This window comes from Mesorhizobium dulcispinae (assembly GCF_033977345.1).
Classification (GTDB): domain Bacteria; phylum Pseudomonadota; class Alphaproteobacteria; order Rhizobiales; family Rhizobiaceae; genus Mesorhizobium; species Mesorhizobium dulcispinae.
Window position 1 is genome coordinate 90,067 of the sequence record NZ_JAVIIY010000001.1, and the last position, 18,234, is coordinate 108,300.

Consider the following 18,234-nt stretch of genomic DNA (forward strand, 5'->3'; position numbering starts at 1 on the left):
CCTTTGTTCCGCTGGCGATTTTGGCTATATGTTTGGGGTACTGGCTGGCCAGAAGGGTTGCTGACGATGACGACGAAAAGCCTTGCGATCTCCGCTCTCGTTCTGGCCACGGCCGTTGCCATGTCCGCCCCGGCATTCGCCGGGGATCGGCACCACCACAAGCACCCGGTCGAGCAGGAACGCTACGTTCCGGCCGAAGGCGACCTCATCGACATCCTGTTCGGTGGCCCGCGCTATTATGATGCCATGCTGGTCACCACGGCGGCGGGCGCTTGCTCCTACCAGCGGACAGGGCCGGACGCGAACGCGCTGAACAAGATCAACGATCATCACTGCGGAAAATAACCGCCGCCCGCGGCACGCGTTCATCCGGCGCGCGCCAGCCGTCGACAAGCCACAACCTGTTCACTCTCCTGCGACGCCGATTGCGTTCGCAGAGGATGGCTGCTGTTCGGGCGGCCAACCTGAGTACTGCCCTGCCGCGGACAGATCGGTCATCGCACACATTCTTTCCAATGATTGTATACAAAAACCAAGAAAGATGTTGACAATCTGTCGCAGGCGGGTTCCCTTAGGCTATCCGCGCAGCCTACGAGCAAAACACAAAGCGCGATAACCAGAAGGGGAACTGCAGATGATCAACCGACGCTCGACTCTGAAATCGATGGTGCTTGGCGCCGTCTCGACCCTGGCGATTGCCGCCGTTGGCATTCCGTCCGCGCAGGCTGAAAACAAGGAACTCAAAATCGGCTTCGTTGGCGTCACCAGCGGCCCCGCCGCCGCCTGGGGCACGTCCAATGTGCGCTCGATGCAGACGCGCGCCGCTTGGCTCAACGAAAAAGGCGGCGTCAAGATCGGCGACGATACCTACAACATCAACATCGTCACCTTCGACGACCAGAAGGACCCCAAGCGCGCCATCGCCGGCATGGAGAAGATGGCGCAGGAAGGCATCCACTATGTGGTCGGACCGAACGTCGATGACGGCGCCGCCGCGGTGCGCCCCGTCGCCGAGGCAAACGGCATCATCTATTTCCCCTACGCCTTCCCGAAGGCGCTCTACCAGAAGCCGGCCTCGAATGCCGTGCTTGGCATGATCGCCAGCTACCAGTCGGGTCCGGCGATCTACAAATACCTCAAGGAAAACAAGGGCGTGAAGAAGATCGCCTTTGTCGCCGCGAACGAATCCGACCCGCTCAGCCAGCGTGACAGTGGCGTCGAGGCGGCCAAGGCGCTCGGGCTCGACATCGTGGCGCAGAACGACACCTACCAGAACGACACCCGCGACTTCACGCCCGTGCTGACGCCGATCGTCGCGCTGAAGCCCGATCTGCTGGTGCTGTCGGGCGTGGCGCCGGCCAACGCGCCGCTGCTCATCCGCGCCGCGCGTGAGCTCGGCTACGAGGGCCTGATCTCGACCGAAACGGCGCAGGACGCCAAGGTGCTGGAGGAGGGCGCCGGCGAATACGCCAACGGCTTCATCTCCGTCGGCGGCGCCTCCACGCCGGAGATCGCTTCGGACGAGATGAAGGAGTTCGTCACCCGCTACACCAAGATGTTCGGCGAGTACAACGACGAGTCCAACACCAAGGTCTACGCGCTGGAGTACATCATCGACACGCTGAAGGCCAATCCGGCCGCCATCAACAATGTCGACGAATTCAAGAAGACCATGGACACCTTCTCGGCGCCCAATCCCTTCCTGAAGGGCGACGCCAAGCTGAGCTATGTCGGCGCGACCTCGTTCGGCCAGAAGCGCCAGCTCGCCGTGCCGATGGTGGTCAACGAGTATAAGGACGGCGCTTTCCAGACCCTGTTCGTCGGCTCCGTCGACTAGAGCATGTCTCCCGAAAGTGGGAACCGGTTTCGGGACAAAGACATGCGTAAAATCAAAAGCCTAAAGCGCACGGGCGAATCTGAAAGATCGCGAGGCGCTTTAGGGTTCGGTTCCTAAGGTTACTTCCTCCCGCATGCCGGGGTCCGGGCGATGCTCGGGCCCCGCGGACGATCGAAGGTCTCCATGGAACAGGTCATCGCCAACGGATTGTATCTCGGTGCCCAGTATGCGCTGATCGCGCTGGGGCTTACCCTGATCTTCGCCCTGATGAACGTGCTTAATTTCGCCCACGGGCAGATGTACGTTCTGGGCGGGTTCATCACCTACACCATCTACGGCCAGCTCGGCCTGCCTTTCGTCGTGGCGCTGCTGGCGTCCGGTGTGACGCTCGCCGTGATCGGTGCGCTGATGGAGAAATTCCTCTTCCGCACCGTCATCAGGCGCAGCCTGCGCGAGGAAAGCACGATGCTGCTCGCCGCGGCGACAGCCTTCTTTTTCGACGCGGTCATCCTGCTGTTGTTTGGCGAGAAGCAGCGCGGCGTTCCCAAGATCGTCAAAGGCGTTTTCAACGAGGGCGGCATCATCATGCCTTACGACCGTCTGGTCGTCGGCGCGCTCGCTTTGATCTTCATCGCGGCCTTCGTCCTCTACATGCAGTACAGCCGGGTCGGCCGAGCCATGCGGGCGCTGGCCCAGGATCGCGTCGCCGCGCAATTGATGGGCGTCAAGGTCGATCGCTATTCGATGATCGGCTTTGCCATGGGCGCCATGCTGGCCGGCATCGTCGGCGGCCTTCTGGTCACAATTACCGGCGTCAATTCCGGCATCGGCGGGCCGATCTCGATCAAGGCCTTCCTGATGGTGATGATCGGCGGCGCCGGCGTCGTGGGCGGCGCCATAGCCGGTGGCTTCATTCTCGGCATGATGGAGTCGATCGGCCTTACCGTGCTGCGTCAGTATGGTGACGTCACCTACCTCGCCATCTTTGCTGCGCTGATGGTGTTCCTGTCGATCCGCCCCAACGGGTTGATGGGCAAGCCGTGGGGTTGATCGTGCCATGACGCATCCTGCCATGATGCTCAGCGTGAAGATCGCCTCGGTCGCTGTCTTCCTGGCGATCGTCTTTATCGCCGTGCCGGTTCTGATCGCGGCGAGCGGCCGCACCGACCTCTATTACACGCTTACCTCCGTGGCGCTGCTCAGCATCGCCAGCGCCGGCGTGTGGCTCACCTTCTATATCGGCCGGATCAATATCGGCCAGGGCGCCTATGCGCTGATGGGCGGCTATGTGTCGGCCATCCTCGTAATGAACCACGGCTGGTCGTTCTGGCCGACGCTGCCGGTCGCAGGCCTGTTCTGCGCGTCAGCAAGCGTGCTCATCGGCCTGCCGATCCTGCGCCTGCGCGGGGTCTACTTCGCCATGGTGACGCTGACGCTGACCGAGGTCGCGCGGCTCCTGGCGTTGGCATTGCCGATCACCAACGGCGCCAAGGGCATCGTCAGCATCCCGCTGCCCGGCGCGCTCTCGGTCTTCGGCCTCACCATCATTCCCGATTTCGCCACTTTGCAGAATCCCCGCCTGGCCTTCTACCTGCTGGCGGTCACGCTCATGGTGATCTGCTTCGCGGTGATGTACCGGCTGGTTCATTCGCGTATCGGCAAGCTCTGCCAGTCGCTGCAGCAAAACGAGGAACTGGCCTCGTCCATCGGCGTCAACATCGCCTATCTGCGCGTCATCGCCTACGCCGTTTCGTCCTTCTTCGGCGGTGTCGCCGGCGCCATCTTCGCCGCCATTTCTCAGTCGATCTATCCGTCGAGTTTCACCGTCACCGATTCCGTCAACTTCATGCTGAACTGTTTCCTCGGCGGTCTTGGCTACGTGTTCGGGCCGATGCTCGGCACGCTGGTGCTCTATTTCGGCTGGGACCTGCTCTTCCAGACCGGCGAGTTCCAGCTCCTGATCTACTCGGGCCTGATGATCGTGCTGATGCTTGTCTTACCCAATGGACTGCTCAGCCTCGCCCTCCCGAGCCGGAAAAGTTGAGCCATGGCTGACATGCTCGAAGTCTCAGGCCTGACGAAACGCTTCGGCGGTCTTGTCGCCGTCAACAACGTTTCCTTCTCTGTGCGCGAGAAGGAAATCCTCTCGGTCATCGGCCCCAACGGTGCCGGCAAATCGACGCTGTTCAAGCTGATCTCGTCGTTCCTCAGGCCGACATCCGGCGAAGTGCGCCTGAAGGGTGAGCGTATCTCGAACCTCGCGCCGCACATCGCCGCCCGCAAGGGCGTCGTGCGAACCTTTCAGGAAACGACGATCTTCAAGAACATGAGCGTGCGCGACAACGTCATCATCGCGCACCATTTGCGCTCGAAGGCGAGCCTCGTCGGCTTCTTCCTCGGCACGGGCACGGCCAAGGCCGACGAGGCGGCCTTTGGCCAATCGGCCGACGAGATCCTGGCGCTGCTCGGCCTGGCCTCGCTTGCCGGCGAGACCGCCCACAACCTGCCGCACGGCCATTTGCGGGCGCTTGGCATCGCCATCGGCCTCGCCACGAACCCGTCGATCCTGCTGCTGGACGAGCCTTTCGCCGGCATGAACCACGACGAGACGATGCGCATGGTGGCGATGGTGCGGCGCCTGCGCGATCTCGGCCTCACCATCCTGCTGGTCGAGCATGACATGCCGGCGGTGATGAAGATCTCGGACCGCATCGTGGTTCTCAATTTCGGGCAGAAGATCGCCGAGGGAACACCGCCGGAAATCCAGGCCAACGAGAAGGTCATCGAAGCCTATCTCGGCAGCGAAGACGAGGCGATCGGCCTATGAACCAGACCCTCAAATTCGCCGGCGTCGAGCTTTATTACGATCACGTCTACGCGCTGAAGGGCGTCTCGCTCGAGGTCAATGAAGGCGAGACCGTCGCCCTGATCGGCGCCAATGGCGCCGGCAAGTCGTCGATCCTTCGCGCCATCACCGGCCTGCGCAAGATCAGGTCGGGCGAGATCCACTATAACGGCAAGCGCATCGACGGCTCCGCTCCCGACGAGATCGTCAAGATGGGCATCGCCATGGTGCCGGAAGGGCGCCGCGTCTTCCCCTATATGACGGTCAGGGACAACCTCCTGATGGGCGCCTTCACGCGCTCGAGCAAGTCCGAGATCGCCGCCTCGATGGAGATGGTGCTGGGGCGCTTCCCCAGGCTTAAGGAGCGCTTTTCGCAGGCCGCCGGCACGATGAGCGGCGGCGAGCAGCAGATGCTGGTCATCGGCCGCGCGCTGATGGCGAAGCCGAAGCTTTTGCTGCTCGACGAGCCGTCGCTTGGCGTCGCGCCGAAACTCGTCCAGGACATCGCCCGCTCGATCGTCGCCATCAACCGCGACGAGAAGGTCAGCGTTTTGCTAGTCGAACAGAATTCGCGCATGGCGCTCCGCATCTCGCAGCGCGCCTATGCGCTGACCACCGGAAGCGTCGCGCTGAGCGGCAACTCCGCCGAATTGCTGACCGACGACCGGGTCAAGCGTCTTTATCTCGGCGGCGAGATCTGAGGCTGATTTTAATGCGCATACTCGTCATCAATCCCAACACGACCCAATCGATGACCGCCAAGATCGGCAAGGCGGCGGCAGGCGTTGCGTCCACGGGAACCGAGATCATCGCCGTCAATCCGGCCGACGGTCCGCCGAGCATCGAGGGCTATTTCGACGAGGTCTTCGCCGTGCCGGGCATCATCGCCGAGATGGGCAAGGCCCCGGCGGCGGATGCCTATGTGATCGCCTGCTTCGACGACACCGGGCTCGATGCCGCGCGCTGCGCGACCGAGGCTCCAGTCATCGGCATCGGCGAGGCGGCCTTCCATCTCGCCAGCCTCGTCGCCGGCAGGTTCAGCGTCGTCACCACGCTTGCCCGCTCGGTCCCCGCCATCGAGCACAATCTGGCGAAATACGGACTCGCCTCGCGCTGCGCCAAAGTGCGCTCCTCCGAAGTCGCCGTGCTCGACCTCGAACGGCCGGGCTCGAACGCCAGGCACAAGATATCGGGCGAGATCGCGCGCGCCATCCGCGAGGATCACGCCGAGGCGATCGTGCTTGGCTGCGCCGGCATGGCCGACCTCGCCCACGAGCTTTCGGAGGAGCATGGCGTTCCCGTCCTCGACGGCGTCGTCTGCGCGGTGACGCTGGCCGAGAGCCTGCTCAAGGTTGGTCTGAAGACATCGAAGGTCGGCGGCTATGCGGCGCCGCGCGGCAAGCGCTTCGCCGGCATCTTTGCCTCGGCGTCGCCCGGCTAGCGCGGCCCTGGGAGATCGGATCCCTCGGGATTGACCGGGGCGCGAGCGATATTAGATTGGATTGGCCGCTGGCGATTTGGGGGCAGAACGGGCCGGATCGGGCCAGCGCATTGAAAGCATGTTGACGGTACTCAAGGAAGAAGATCGCGACGACAGGCCGGCAGCGCGCTGGTCGCCGATCTACTATGGGCTGAGAGATGCCATCGTCAGCCACCGTCTCGCTCCGGGCACCAAGCTGCCGGAAGACGAGTTGGCGTCGATCTATTCGGTGAGCCGCACGGTCATTCGTGCCGCCCTGCAGGCCCTTGCGCATGACCGGCTGGCGCGGCTGGAGCCCAATCGCGGCGCCTTCGTCGCGCAGCCGTCGAAGATCGAGGCGCGCGAGGTGTTCGAGGCGAGGGCGCTGATCGAGCCCAAGGTGGCCGCGCTTGCCGCCAGGGCGGCGATGCCGTCGGACATCGCGCAATTGCGGGCACATCTGGAGAAGGAGCATGAGGCGCTGCATGACGGCCGCGACAGCGACGCCATCATGCTGTCGGCGCGCTTCCATGTCGGCATTGCCGAGATCGCCGCGCACTCCGTCTTCACCAACTTCGTGCGCGACCTCGTCTCGCATTCGTCGCTGATCATCGCGCTCTACTGGAAGCGCCGCGACGCGACCTGTGAGAAGCACGCGCATCACGCTCTGGTCGACGCGATCGAGGCCGGCGACAGCGCCAATGCGGCAGCACTGATGAACAGCCATCTGGTCGATCTGCTTTCCGGGTTGGACCTCACCGACAAGGTCGAGAAGTCGGACAGCCTCGCGGATCTGCTGCGCGCATAAGTCAGGTGGCTCGGCTTTGCAAAGCCGAGCCGTAGAATTTCGGGCGCCGCTCGTCAGGCTGCGGCCGCCTGCGAATAATCCATCCGCTCGAGGTCGGCGATGAGCCCCGTTCCGGTCGGCTGCCAGCCGAGATGCTTCCGCGTCCACACGCTGGAGGCCGGCATGTCGAGACCGGCGAACATGGCTAGCCATCCGAAATGGTCCGCGGCCTCTTCCGTCGACAGCGAAACCACCGGCACATTGAGGCCGGCACCGATCGTCTCCGCGATCTCGCGCGTCGCAATGCCTTCTTCGGCGACAGCGTTGTAGCGCACGCCGGCTTCCTGCTTGTCCAGCGCCAACCGGTAGAGCTTCGCGACGTCCAGCACATGCGCCGCCGACCATCGGTTGCGGCCTTCGCCAAGATAGGCTGACACGCCCTTGGCGCGCGTTAGCTCGATGAGCGGCGTGATCAGGCCCTGCTTCACCGTGTCATGCACCTGCGGCAGTCGCACTACCGACACCTTGACGCCCTTCTCAGCCATCGCCGCGCCGGTAAGCTCCGACAGGATACGCGGATTGGGATGGTCGGTGTTGAACACGTCTTCTCTCGCCGGCTGTCCGTGTTCGGCAGAACCCATGCCCACACCCGACGTGATCAGCAGCAGCCGGTCCGAGCCGGCCAGCGCCCCGCCCAGCGCTTCGATGACGCGTTTGTCTTTCTCGCAATTCGCGACAAAATTCGAGAAATTGTGGTCGAAGGCAGTGTGGATCACCGCATCCGATTTTGCCGCGCCGTCGCGGAGGCTGTCGAGGTCTTCCAGGTCGCCACGATGGGCCTCGGCGCCGGCGGCTGCAAGCGCTCGTGCGCCGGCATCGGACCGGGTCAGGCCAAGCACCTGATGCCCGGCGGCAAGAAGTTCGGGGACGATTCTGGAACCGATGAAACCGGTCGCGCCGGTAAGAAATACGCGCATGGAAGGATCTCCTCTGTTGTTCGGAGGCCCTTCTCGCGCTATAAATCATCCTGTTAAAGTAGTGACTTTATCATGGTATAATAACCAACTGGATCGGAATGCCTGTCGAGACGGCCAACAAGCTTGGCAACTTTCTTCGGGACCGCCGCATGCGGCTCGATCCGGCCACGTTCGGCTTCGCCACGGGGCGGCGGCGCACACAGGGCCTGCGCCGCGAAGAGGTGGCCCAGCGCGCCAATATCAGCCCGACCTGGTACACTTGGCTGGAGCAGGGGCGGGGAGGCGCTCCGTCCGCGGATGTGCTCAACCGCATCGCCACCGGCCTGATGTTGACCGAGCCCGAGCGCGAGCACCTGTTCATGCTGGGCCTCGGGCGCCCGCCGGAGGTCCGCTACAAGAGCGTGGACAGCGTGACGCCGCGCTTGCAGCGCGTGCTGGACGCGCTCGAGACGAGTCCGGCAATCATCAAGACCGCGACGTGGGACGTCGTTGCATGGAACCGCGCCGCCGCCGCGCTGCTGACCGACTATTCGAAGCTTCCCCGCGAGCAGCGCAACATCCTGCGCCTCATGTTCGGCAACCCGCGCGTGCGCGCCGCGCAGGATGACTGGCAAGGCGTCGCCCGCTTCGTGGTCGGGTCATTCCGGGCCGATGCCGCTCGCGCCGGCGCCGGCGCGGAGATCGCCGAACTGGTCGAGGAGCTTTCACGGACCAGTCCGGAATTCGAGGCGCTGTGGCGCGACAATGACCTCGTCGCCGCTCATGGCGAAGGGGTGAAACGTCTCCGCCACCCCGAGATCGGGCTGATCGAGCTGGAATTCTCGGTTTTCGCCGTCGACGGCCGTCCCGAGCTCGGCATGGTGGTCTATAACCCCGTGAACGGTTCGGACGCCGAACGCATTCAAGCGCTGATCGGGAGAGACAGTCGTGAACGTCAATGACATCGGGTGGACTGGGTCGGAAAAGAAGGTCGCGCGCCGGGCCTTCGATGCGGCGCTGGAGGTAGCGCTCGGCAAGACGATAGCCGAATTCAAAAGCAAGGCCGGCGCCGTGACGACACCTGCCGACATGTGGGAGATAGAAGACTATCTGCGGCAGCAGCGGCGAAAAATCGATCAGGTGTTCGACTATCGTTACTCACAGCTTACCGTCGTGTTCGCGGTTCTCATCCGGGAAGGATACATGGACGAGAACCAGCTTTCGGGTTTGGCGGAAGACAAGCGGCAGGAGATCCGTAGATTCCTTGCGTGGCGCGCCAAGGAGTAGGGCGCTGACGGCTGGAAGTCCGGCGATGATGCGTCAGGCCTGAGCCTACTACTCCCGTGACCGTTTTCGGGAAGCCTCAGTGCCGCCCTGCGAGCGGATATGATCGATGAATGCCCGCAGCTTGGGCAGCACCTGATGTCTTTCCGGGTAGTAGAGAAAGACACCCGGCGAGGTGACGGCGAAGGCCGAAAGCACCATCTCAAGGCGCCCGTCCGCGATCGCCGGGCCGGCGATCGGACTGGGCACCTGGGCAAGTCCGGCGCCCTGGATCGCGGCGCCGAGAAGCGTGGGGTAGTCATGCGCGATAAGCGGTCCGCTGACGATTGCCTCAATCGCCTTGTTGCCTTTGGCGAAGCGCCACGGCGCGACCGAACCATTCGATCGACGCAGGCGCAGGCAGGCGTGGTGGCGCAGATCCTCGATGCGCTTCGGCGCCGTTCGGTCGCGTAAATAGTCGGGGCTGCCGACAACCACCATTGGGAAGGGCGGCGTCAGTCGAACCGCGACCATGTCGGCCGCGATGAGGTCGCCGAGCCGGATGCCGGCGTCGAACCCCTCGGCCGCGAGGTCGGCCAGTTCGCCGCTTGCGACGATCTCCAGCTCGATCTCGGGATAGGCCTGACAGAAGGATGCGATCATCGGCTCCAGCAGGGTCGGCACAACCGCCGGCGGCACCGAGAGGCGCAAAAGTCCCGCCGGCCGCTGTCCTATCCCGCGCGCGATCTCGCTGGCGGCTATCAATTCCTCGAACGCGGGCCGGGCCCGTGCGAAGAAGCGCTCGCCCGCTTCGGTCAGTCCGACGCTGCGTGTCGTGCGCGTGAAGAGCGCGGCGCCAACACGCGCTTCCAGTGTCCGCACCGCCTGGCTGATCGCCGACGGCGTGACGCTAAGTTCCGCCGCAGCCTTGCGGAAATTGCGATGCTTGGCGACGCTCAGAAACGCCTCGACGCCGTCGAGCGCGCCATGTCGGACTGTGAAGTTCTGCTTCATGACCCATCGACATTATCGTGGATAGTTGCCGGCACAAAGCGGTCGTATCTCTGCCGTGGATTGGACGCCTGAAGGAAAGTGGCAATGACGGACGATTTGGATCGCGTGCGCGATCACTACCGCGCGACCGGCCTGACCGAGCGACTGAAGACGGCACTCGTTGTATTGGGGCCGGAGGAGCAGCGGCTGAAGCCCGAGCAACTGGCTACTCTCGACCAGTTTCACACGCGTGGGCTCGCCGCGACGGCCGAACTTGCCAAATTGGCCGGCATCACGGCCGGCATGTCGGTGCTCGACGTCGGCTCGGGGGTGGGCGGCCCGGCCCGATTCCTCGCTGCGACCTGTGGCTGCGAGGTGACGGGCGTCGACCTTAGCGAACCCTTCGTCGAAGCCGCGACCTATCTCACAGAACGGACGGGGCAGGGCGAGCAGGTGTCGTTCAAGGCCGGCAGCGCGCTTGCGCTTCCCTTCGACGACGGCGGTTTCGACGTCGTGTTGCTGCAGCATGTGGCGATGAACATCGCGGACCGGCCGCTTCTCTACCGCGAGATCAGGCGCATGCTGAAGCCGGGCGGAAAATTCGCGACCTTCGACGTCGTGCTGAACGGCGGCGACCCGCATTATCCGGTTCCCTGGGCGAAGACGCCGGGGGAAAGTTTCCTGCTCTCCGCCACCGCGACCTGCGAGGCGATCGAGGCCGCCGGGTTCCGTACGCTTGTCCAGCAGGACGATACCGCAGAGGCCAAGACGTGGTTCGCGGCGCTGCGGGCATCCGGGCCGCCGCCTTTGCTGAATCTCGGCGTCGTCATGGGACCGGGTTTCGCGGATTTTGCCGCCAATCTCGGGCGCAATCTGATGGAAGGCCGGCTGGGCGTCCTCAGCGCCGTGTTCGAGGCCGCTCCAGTCAAGAGCTAGGAAGGAGACGACAATGTCGCCGGCGACGATCTTCAACATCCATCTCGCGCTGGGCTACGTGCCGTGGTTGCTTTGCTTCGGCGCCTATGTCTGGCCAAGGCTCAAAACGATGGACAGCCTAGAGGCGCAGCGCGCCATCGCCACGCTGCACAGCTTCCGTTTCTTCGGGCTGGTCTTCCTGCTTCCAGGCGTGGTCGGTCCGAACCTGCCGGCCGGCTTCGCCGTCTTTGCCGCCTATGGCGACTTCGCGACGGGACTGCTGGCCATGCTGGCGCTGCTTGCCGTGAGACGACCCTCGATCTTCCGGCCGCTCGTCGTCGCTTTCAATCTGGTTGGGATAGTCGACCTTGTCGTCGACTATTACCACGGCACCGTGCTCGACCTTCCATCCTTGGCCGGGCAGTTGGGGGCCACCTATGCGATCCCGATCGTCTATGTGCCCCTACTGATGATCACACATATCGCCGCCTTCTATCTGCTGGCGCGTCCTCAGCCCAAGGCCGTGCCGGCAGCCGGTGATGGGGAAGCAGGCGGCCTCAGTTCCCGCCGCTCTCCTTCATCCGCTCGATGATCGACCGGACTGAAGCGGCGTCAATGCCGGACCATCCAGGCGGAACAAGTGGCAAACCGACGGCGCGATATCGAGCGCGATCGGCATATGCAGCGGCGTGGCGTCGCCGCCTTCCGCCTGCACCACCAGCGAAACGTCCGGCGCAACCTCGACATGGAAGATGGTCAAACTGCCGAGCCGCTCCGCCAGCGCCGCCTGCCCCTTGAACGGCCCATCGGACGCGATATTCAGATGCTCCGGCCGCATGCCGAGCAAAAGCTCGTCGCCGGCCTTGGCGCCGCCGGCATCGACGGGCACGGTGAACGTCTTGCCGACGTCGAGGTCGATGCCGTTGATGATCTCCGCCGATCCGTAGGATTTGCGCACGCCACGCAGCTTGAGCTCAGCCATGGCTTGCCTCCCTGGCGCCGGGTTTTTCGCCGGCGCCGTTCTTCGTCTCGTCGTTCTGCACCATCGCCAGCGCGGTGCCCGGCTCGCCCTCCCACAGGATCAGGCTCGCAGCGCCGACCAGCCCGGCGCGGTCGCCGAGCTCCGCCGGCACAATCGGCACGTCGCGATAGGCCTGCATGGCGCGCTCCTCGATCGTTGCCCTGATCCCCGGCGCCAGCAGGTCGAACCCGTTGGCGAGCCCGCCGCCCATGACGATCACCTCCGGCGAATAGAGGTGCAAAAGGTTGGTGAAGCCGATGCCGAGCCATTTCGCTTCCGCCTCGACCAGGCCGAGCGCTGCCGCATCGCCTGTCCGAGCCGCCTCGATGACATGGCGGGCGGAGACATCGCCGTCGTTGGAAAGCCGCCGCAGCTGTGAGCCGTCGCCAGGCTTGGTGAGCCGCGTCGCCCGGCGCCCGAGCGCGGTGCCGGAAGCGACGGCCTCGAAGCAGCCGACATTGCCGCAGAAGCACCGGTCGCCTTCGCCGGTAATCGTCATGTGGCCGATCTCGGCCGCCAGCCCACGCCTGCCGTGATAGATGTGGCCGTCGGCGATCACGCCGCCGCCGATGCCGGTCGACACGGTGACGAAGACCATCGATGCGGCGCCGCGGCCGGCGCCGAAGCGCCACTCGCCGAGCGCGGCAGCGTTGGCGTCGTTCTCCAGCCGGACCGGCCGGCCGAACTGGCGGCTCAAAATGTCGATCATGGGCACGTTGTGCCAGCCGGCGAGCGTCGGCGGTCCGATGACGATGCCTGCCTTGGGATCGAGCGGGCCGGGCGCGCATGCGCCGATGCCGATGACCCTTGCCTGCGGATGCTCCTTGAGCAGTTTGCCCGCCAGCACAATGATCTGGCCGATCACTGCTTCCGATCCGGCGCCGGCCAATGTTGGCTCCGAGACGCGCGCGACGACGTCGCCGCTGCGCTCGACCAGCGCGCCGCGCAGCTCAGTGCCGCCGAGATCGAAGGCAAGCGCAAGCGTGCTCATCAGGCGGCGGCCTTCAGTCCGTGCAGCCAGGCCATGCGCTGCGCAAGGTCGGTATCGCCGAAGGCGAGCGAGCCCAGCACCACAGTGTCGGCGCCGGCGGCGCGCAGCAGCGGAACCGTCTCGTGGCGGATGCCGCCATCCGCAGCGAGCAGGATGTCGGCCTCGCGGCCGGCCTTCCTCATCAGCGCGCGCGCCTCGATCAGGCGCGGGCAGGCTTGTTCGGACAAGCTCTGCCCCTTGACGCCGATCGAAGTGCCGAGCAGCGTCAGAAAGGCGACTTCCGGGAGGAACGGCTCGATCGCGGGAACCGGCGTCTCCAGTCGCAGCACCACCCCGGCCTCGGCGCCGAGCTCGTGCGCGAGTTTCACCGCGCGCAGCCCGGCCTCGCCGTTCTCGGCATGGATGGTCACGAGGTCGGCGCCAGCCTCGATGAACTGGCGCGTCTGCGCCTCGACGATCTCGGCTTCGACCATCAGATGCACATGGATCGGCTTCGCCGTCAGCTTTGCGATGCGCGCCACCATGTCGGGAAAGAACAGGAAGCCGGGGGTGAAGCGGGCGTCCGCCACGTCGATATGGTGCATATCGGCGTGAGCTTCGATACGCTTCAGGTCGCGCTCCATATTGGCGAGATCCGCCGACCACAGCGAGAACTCGCCGATGAGCCGGTTGCGCGGCAGGGCGGCTATTGCCGCGGGTCCGGAGAGGGGTTTGGCGGTCATGACGGAATGAGGCTCCGGGCATTCGAGTGGGACTGGAGGAAGGAACCGATCTGCTCGTGCAGCTCGCCGAAATGCTTCGCGCTGTCGCGCGCCTTGGGCGTCACTTCCGCGAAGGTCGCGCTGGGCATTGCCGCGGCAAGCGTGTAGGCGGCAGACAGCGGGTGGACGGCATCGACTTCGTTGCCGACGACCAACGCTGGAATGTCGAGCGCGGCAGCGTCGCGCTCGGAGACGCCCGGCCCGTCGTTGGCGATGTTGGCAAGCACCTGCGCGAATGATTTGGCGCCGGGCCGGTCGAAATAGCCGAGCAACGAGGAAAGATTATCGGGCGCTTCGCGATAGAGCCGCGCGGCAGTCTCGGATTGCGCGAACATCGTCCGCCCCTTGTCGGTCCCGTGTTGGAGGATGAGTTCGGCGACCTCGGCAATCGGCTGCATGCTCGTTGGCGCCGCAGTGAAGGTCCACGCTGGCCGTACCAGGATCAGGCCGGCAACGCGCCCCGGATGACGGCAGGCGAGGCTGAGCGCGATCGCGGCGCCCATCGAGACGCCGCCGGCGATGAAGCGCTCGAGGCCGGCCTGATCGGCGGCGGCCAGAACATCATCGGCGAACATCTCGAACGAGAACGGCCGCCGCTCGCCGAGGCCTGAGCCGCCATGGCCACGGCATTCCAGCGTGATGCGGCGAAAGCCGGCGGGAAAAGTCTGCGCGACCTGTACCTCGCCACCGCCGAGCCCATGCTGGAAGACGACCGCCAGGCCTTCGCCGGTGTCCGTCATATGAAGAGTGGCGCCGTCGCGCAGCAGTGTGCCCATCACACCAGCCCCTTGAGGAAACGTGCCACGCCCGGCGCCTCCTCGGCGGCAAGCCCATGCGTCACCAGCGGCCCGTCGAAGCCGGCGGCATTCAGGCGGGCGATGAAGTCGGCGAAGTCGACAATGCCCTGTCCGGCCGTGGCGAAGCGCCCGTCGGCGAAACGGTCCTTCGCGTGCGCCAGGGAGACATGACCGGCTGTGCGCTCGATCGCCTCGGCGACGATGGCGCGTGCCTCCTCTGCATTCGCCTGCTCGAACAGATTGGCGGGATCGAGCACGATGCGCAGCCGCTTCGAGCCCATCTCGGAAATCAGCCTCATCGCATCGTCGGCCGAAGTGACGATATTGGCCTGCTCCGGCTCGATGCCGAGATCGACACCGTGGCGTTCGGCGAGCTGAAGCGCCCTTTCCATTTCGCGCGCCATGTCGGCCCAGGCCGATGGGTCGGCATTGTCGGGGTGGTGCGCCCACTGGTCGTCAGGATTGCGCGTTCCGGTGCAGAGCGTGACGAGCGGGATCGACAGCCGGGCCGCTGCTTCGATGACAACCGCGAGCCGCCGCAGCCCGTCGTCGCGCACCCGGCTGTCCGGATGCGCCATGTTGTAGGTGCCGGACAGCGCGACGAGACCGACGCCGCTAGCCTTGGCGGCGGCGTCGATGGCGTCGATCGCTGCGTCTGGAACATCATCCGGCATCGACGGCAGGCCGGCGCAGGCAAGGTTGAACTGGGTGACCGCGAAGCCCGCATCGCGAACGGCGGCGAGCACGCCGGCCGGCTCGCTGCCGGGAAAGGTCTTGGCGAACACCCCGAGCTGCATCAGACCGCTCCCGTCACGCCGGCCAGCTCGACGCGTTCGCCGGTCTCGACCGAGCGGGCGATCGCCACCATGGCGCGGATCGAGGCGAGCCCGTCCTCCACATTGGCGCCGCGCTGCGGCGCTCCGTCGAGCACCGTGTCGGCGAGGCCTTCCAACTGGCGGCGGAAGAAATGGCCGTCGGCGCCGAGCGGTTTTCGCGATGTCGCGTCCTTCTCGTGAAAAATGTCGACCTCGCTGGCGCGGAAATACCACGGATTGAAGGTCTTCGCGATCACCGAGCCGTTCTCGCCATAGAGCTGGAAGCCTTCGTGCCAGTCCATGCGCACGGCAACCGTCAGGTCGAGATGGCCGAGCGCGCCGTTGGCGAACTCGGTCTCGACGAACCAGCAATAGGCGCCGAAGCGCTCGTTGAGGCGCGCACGCACGGCGGTGATCTCGCCGGCAAGGAAACGCGCCGTGTCGACCAGATGCGAGCCATGCGCCAGCATGAAATACTGTCTCAGGTCGGCCTTCGGATTGCCGCCCGGCTTCTTCGCCAGCTTGCTGGTGATGGGCAGCGGCTGCACGGCGTCGGTGTTGGTGTACCGATGGGTGGAATCGCAATACCAGGCCTTCAGCGCCAGGATCTCGCCCATCTCGTCGCGGACGAAATCGCGCGCCGCTTCCAGCGCCGGGTCGAAACGCTTCATGTGCCCGACCTGCAGCACCTTGCCGGAGCGGTTGACCGCTTCGGCTAGCGCCACGCCTTCCTCGACGGAAACGCCGATCGGCTTTTCGCACAGCACATGCTTGCCGGCTTCCAGCGCCTTGATCGACATCGGCACGTGGTAGGCGTCGGACGTCGCGACGATCACCGCCTCGAGCTCGGGATCGGCAAGCATCTCATCATAGTCACCGTACATTTTTTCCGGCTCATAGGTCGCGCCCATGCGCGCGAGCAGATCGGGCGCCGCGTCGCAGATCGCGTAGAGATCGGCATTGGCTGCCTTCACGCAGCTTTCCAGATGCGCGAACTGCGCGATCGGCCCGCAGCCGAGCACACCGACACGAAGGCGACGGTCTTGTTTGCGGATCATCGTCTCAGGCCCCGTAGCCGCGCATGGTCTGGCGGTTGGTCTTGACCGCACCCGCCGGATCGGCGGCGGCGGTCTCGGACTCCTCCTCCAGCACCAGCCAGCCGTTGAAGTTGGGTGCGGTGCTCGCGATCTCGATCACCTTCGGCGTGTCGCAGACGCCTTTGCCGAGCATCGCCCAGGTGCCGCTCGCGTCGACATCCTTCAGATGCACGTAGCGGATGCGATCGCGATAGGCGGTGAGCGTGTCGGCCATGTCCCGATGGCCGCGCAATATGTGGCCGGTGTCCGGCACCCAGCCGACCAGCGAGGCGTCGATCAGTCCGAAGATGCGGTCGTAGTCGTCGCGGTCGAAGAGCAGCGTGTTGTGGTGCGAGCTCGGATGCACCGCCACCTGGACGCCGGCCTTGCGCCCAAGCTCGCCGGCCTTGTTGTAGACCTCGGCGGCAATCGCGAACTTGTCGTCGCGCGAGCCGTCGGAAACAGCCGTTGCCGAACCCATCGACACCAGCGCGCCGGGGAAAGCGGCGGCGAAGTCGATCCACCGTTTGGCGGTATCGAGGTCGGCGCCGATCTTCTCCTTCAGCGTGAAGCCGCTCTTCGAACCGAAGGCGAAGGAGACGAGCGTCAGGCCGAACGATTTCAACGCGGCGGCGAATTCCGCTGGCTTGCCGGCATAGTGCCCGATCATCGTGTCGGTGATCTCGATGCCGGCATAGCCGCCGTCGGCGATCGCTTTGAGCAGATCGTCGGGGCCGCCGGTAAAACGGTCTCCGAGCATTTCCCAGGTGAAGGTCTGGCAGCCGACTTTGAGGTCTTTCACGTTCATCCTTTCATTCCTTGATACCGCCCGTTCCTTGATGTCGCTCCGCCTCTCCATGGGATGGACATCTACTTGACCGAGCCCGCGGTCATGCCGGCTAGGAAGAACCTCTGGGCAATGAGGTAGATGAGCAAAAGCGGTAGCGAGCCGAGCACGCTCATCGCCATCATCTGGTTCCATTCGAAGGCGTGCTGCCCCATCAACAGCTGGATGCCGATCGGGACGGTGCGCATCGACGTCGACTTCGTCAGCGTCAGCGCAAAGAGAAATTCGTTCCAGCACAGCAGAAAGGTGTAGACCGACGTAGCCACGATACCAGGCAGCGAGATCGGGACGATCACCCGCCAGAGAGCCGTCCAACTGGTGCCGCCGTCGACAGCCACCGCTTCATCGAGATCGCGGGGCAAGGTGTTCAGATATCCCGTCATCAACAGGATCGCGTAGGGCAGCGTAAACACCAGGTAAGTCAGGATCAGCGCGATGTAGGTGTCGAAGATGCCATATGAAACGACAAGCCCGAAGAAGGGGATCAGAAGCGTGATCGGCGGAATCGTCTGCGTGCTGATGATGAGTGTGTTCAGGCTGCCCTTGCCGCGAAAGTTGAAGCGGCTGAACCCATAGGCTGCCAGCAACGCGATCAGCACCGTCAGCACGGTCACCGCTCCGGCCACGAAGTAGCTGTTGAAGAAGAAGCGCAGCTTTACCGGATCGCCAAGGATGGCTGCATACGCTTCCAGCGTGAAGGCCTTCGGCAGGATGGTTGGTGGCAGGGCAAAGATTTCGGTATTCGATTTGAAAGAGCTGCTCAGCATCCAGTAGATCGGGAAGGCCGCGAAAAACAGCCCGGCGGCAAGCGCGACATGCAGCGCGACGGTGATCAGCCTGTCTTTCGGCGTGTGCCTTTTCCTCATGGTGA

General features: G+C 64.6%; 22 protein-coding genes. 12 read left to right on the forward strand and 10 right to left on the reverse strand.

Annotated features, from left to right (window positions below; translation table 11 throughout):
* Positions 1–66: 66 nt before the first annotated feature.
* The 8 genes from RFN30_RS00360 to RFN30_RS00395 all read left to right on the forward strand — a co-directional run bounded on the left by RFN30_RS00360 (position 67) and on the right by RFN30_RS00395 (position 6,949).
* Positions 67–345: a hypothetical protein gene (locus RFN30_RS00360; protein WP_320260936.1), complete on the forward strand. Its 279-nt coding sequence runs from the start codon at positions 67–69 to the stop codon at positions 343–345.
* Positions 346–634: 289 nt separating this feature from the next.
* The gene (locus RFN30_RS00365) at positions 635–1,837 is read left to right on the forward strand and encodes an ABC transporter substrate-binding protein (RefSeq protein WP_320260156.1); all 1,203 of its coding nucleotides are present in this window, start codon (positions 635–637) and stop codon (positions 1,835–1,837) included.
* Positions 1,838–2,020: 183 nt separating this feature from the next.
* A complete protein-coding gene (locus RFN30_RS00370) occupies positions 2,021–2,887 on the forward strand; it encodes a branched-chain amino acid ABC transporter permease (protein ID WP_126095497.1) in 867 nt (288 codons plus the stop codon).
* A 7-nt stretch (positions 2,888–2,894) separates the two neighbouring features.
* Complete coding sequence (locus RFN30_RS00375) at positions 2,895–3,881, forward strand: branched-chain amino acid ABC transporter permease (RefSeq protein ID WP_320260157.1); 987 nt, start codon at positions 2,895–2,897, stop codon at positions 3,879–3,881.
* A gap of 3 nt (positions 3,882–3,884) precedes the next feature.
* Positions 3,885–4,664, forward strand: coding sequence for an ABC transporter ATP-binding protein (locus tag RFN30_RS00380; protein WP_320260158.1), 780 nt, complete (start codon positions 3,885–3,887; stop codon positions 4,662–4,664).
* On the forward strand, positions 4,661–5,383 hold the full coding sequence (locus RFN30_RS00385; protein ID WP_320260159.1) for an ABC transporter ATP-binding protein: 723 nt from the start codon (positions 4,661–4,663) through the stop codon (positions 5,381–5,383). The genes RFN30_RS00380 and RFN30_RS00385 overlap by 4 nt, the downstream gene beginning before the upstream one ends.
* 11 nt (positions 5,384–5,394) lie before the next feature.
* Entirely contained in the window at positions 5,395–6,123 is a 729-nt protein-coding gene (locus RFN30_RS00390; protein ID WP_320260160.1) for an aspartate/glutamate racemase family protein, read from the forward strand.
* A gap of 118 nt (positions 6,124–6,241) precedes the next feature.
* Positions 6,242–6,949, forward strand: a complete 708-nt coding sequence (locus RFN30_RS00395) for a GntR family transcriptional regulator (RefSeq protein ID WP_320260161.1) — start codon at positions 6,242–6,244, stop codon at positions 6,947–6,949.
* A 53-nt stretch (positions 6,950–7,002) separates the two neighbouring features.
* Here RFN30_RS00395 and RFN30_RS00400 read toward each other — a convergent pair whose 3' ends face one another.
* Positions 7,003–7,905 (reverse strand): SDR family oxidoreductase, encoded by a 903-nt coding sequence (locus tag RFN30_RS00400; RefSeq protein ID WP_320260162.1) that lies wholly within the window; start codon positions 7,903–7,905, stop codon positions 7,003–7,005.
* Positions 7,906–8,003: 98 nt separating this feature from the next.
* Here RFN30_RS00400 and RFN30_RS00405 point away from each other — a divergent pair, with 98 nt between their 5' ends.
* Positions 8,004–8,846 carry a helix-turn-helix transcriptional regulator gene (locus RFN30_RS00405; protein ID WP_320260163.1) on the forward strand — a complete coding sequence of 281 codons (843 nt, stop codon included), beginning with the start codon at positions 8,004–8,006 and terminating at the stop codon, positions 8,844–8,846.
* On the forward strand, positions 8,833–9,171 hold the full coding sequence (gene frp, locus RFN30_RS00410) for a fluorescence recovery protein (protein ID WP_320260164.1): 339 nt from the start codon (positions 8,833–8,835) through the stop codon (positions 9,169–9,171). The genes RFN30_RS00405 and frp overlap by 14 nt, the downstream gene beginning before the upstream one ends.
* Before the next feature lie 48 nt (positions 9,172–9,219).
* Here the strand turns inward: frp and RFN30_RS00415 are convergent, their stop codons facing one another.
* A complete protein-coding gene (locus RFN30_RS00415) occupies positions 9,220–10,161 on the reverse strand; it encodes a LysR substrate-binding domain-containing protein (protein WP_320260165.1) in 942 nt (313 codons plus the stop codon).
* A gap of 84 nt (positions 10,162–10,245) precedes the next feature.
* Between RFN30_RS00415 and RFN30_RS00420 the strand changes: the two genes are divergently transcribed.
* The gene (locus RFN30_RS00420; protein ID WP_320260166.1) at positions 10,246–11,076 is read left to right on the forward strand and encodes a class I SAM-dependent methyltransferase; all 831 of its coding nucleotides are present in this window, start codon (positions 10,246–10,248) and stop codon (positions 11,074–11,076) included.
* 13 nt (positions 11,077–11,089) lie between these two features.
* Complete coding sequence (locus RFN30_RS00425) at positions 11,090–11,647, forward strand: DUF8737 domain-containing protein (RefSeq protein WP_320260167.1); 558 nt, start codon at positions 11,090–11,092, stop codon at positions 11,645–11,647.
* Here RFN30_RS00425 and RFN30_RS00430 read toward each other — a convergent pair.
* The 8 genes from RFN30_RS00430 to RFN30_RS00465 form a co-directional block, all read right to left on the reverse strand.
* Positions 11,633–12,037, reverse strand: coding sequence for a TOBE domain-containing protein (locus RFN30_RS00430; protein WP_320260168.1), 405 nt, complete (start codon positions 12,035–12,037; stop codon positions 11,633–11,635). The two genes, RFN30_RS00425 and RFN30_RS00430, sit on opposite strands and share 15 nt — an antisense overlap.
* Positions 12,030–13,067: an ROK family protein gene (locus tag RFN30_RS00435; RefSeq protein ID WP_320260169.1), complete on the reverse strand. Its 1,038-nt coding sequence runs from the start codon at positions 13,065–13,067 to the stop codon at positions 12,030–12,032. The genes RFN30_RS00430 and RFN30_RS00435 overlap by 8 nt, the downstream gene beginning before the upstream one ends.
* Complete coding sequence (locus tag RFN30_RS00440) at positions 13,067–13,789, reverse strand: ribulose-phosphate 3-epimerase (protein WP_320260170.1); 723 nt, start codon at positions 13,787–13,789, stop codon at positions 13,067–13,069. The genes RFN30_RS00435 and RFN30_RS00440 overlap by 1 nt, the downstream gene beginning before the upstream one ends.
* Positions 13,786–14,604 (reverse strand): alpha/beta fold hydrolase, encoded by an 819-nt coding sequence (locus RFN30_RS00445; protein ID WP_320260171.1) that lies wholly within the window; start codon positions 14,602–14,604, stop codon positions 13,786–13,788. The genes RFN30_RS00440 and RFN30_RS00445 overlap by 4 nt, the downstream gene beginning before the upstream one ends.
* The gene (locus RFN30_RS00450; protein WP_320260172.1) at positions 14,604–15,422 is read right to left on the reverse strand and encodes a sugar phosphate isomerase/epimerase family protein; all 819 of its coding nucleotides are present in this window, start codon (positions 15,420–15,422) and stop codon (positions 14,604–14,606) included. The genes RFN30_RS00445 and RFN30_RS00450 overlap by 1 nt, the downstream gene beginning before the upstream one ends.
* Positions 15,422–16,498 carry a Gfo/Idh/MocA family protein gene (locus RFN30_RS00455; RefSeq protein WP_320260173.1) on the reverse strand — a complete coding sequence of 359 codons (1,077 nt, stop codon included), beginning with the start codon at positions 16,496–16,498 and terminating at the stop codon, positions 15,422–15,424. The genes RFN30_RS00450 and RFN30_RS00455 overlap by 1 nt, the downstream gene beginning before the upstream one ends.
* Positions 16,499–16,502: 4 nt before the next feature.
* Positions 16,503–17,324 carry a sugar phosphate isomerase/epimerase family protein gene (locus RFN30_RS00460; protein WP_320260174.1) on the reverse strand — a complete coding sequence of 274 codons (822 nt, stop codon included), beginning with the start codon at positions 17,322–17,324 and terminating at the stop codon, positions 16,503–16,505.
* A 62-nt stretch (positions 17,325–17,386) separates the two neighbouring features.
* Positions 17,387–18,229, reverse strand: a complete 843-nt coding sequence (locus RFN30_RS00465; protein ID WP_320260175.1) for a carbohydrate ABC transporter permease — start codon at positions 18,227–18,229, stop codon at positions 17,387–17,389.
* Between the last annotated feature and the right edge of the window lie 5 nt (positions 18,230–18,234).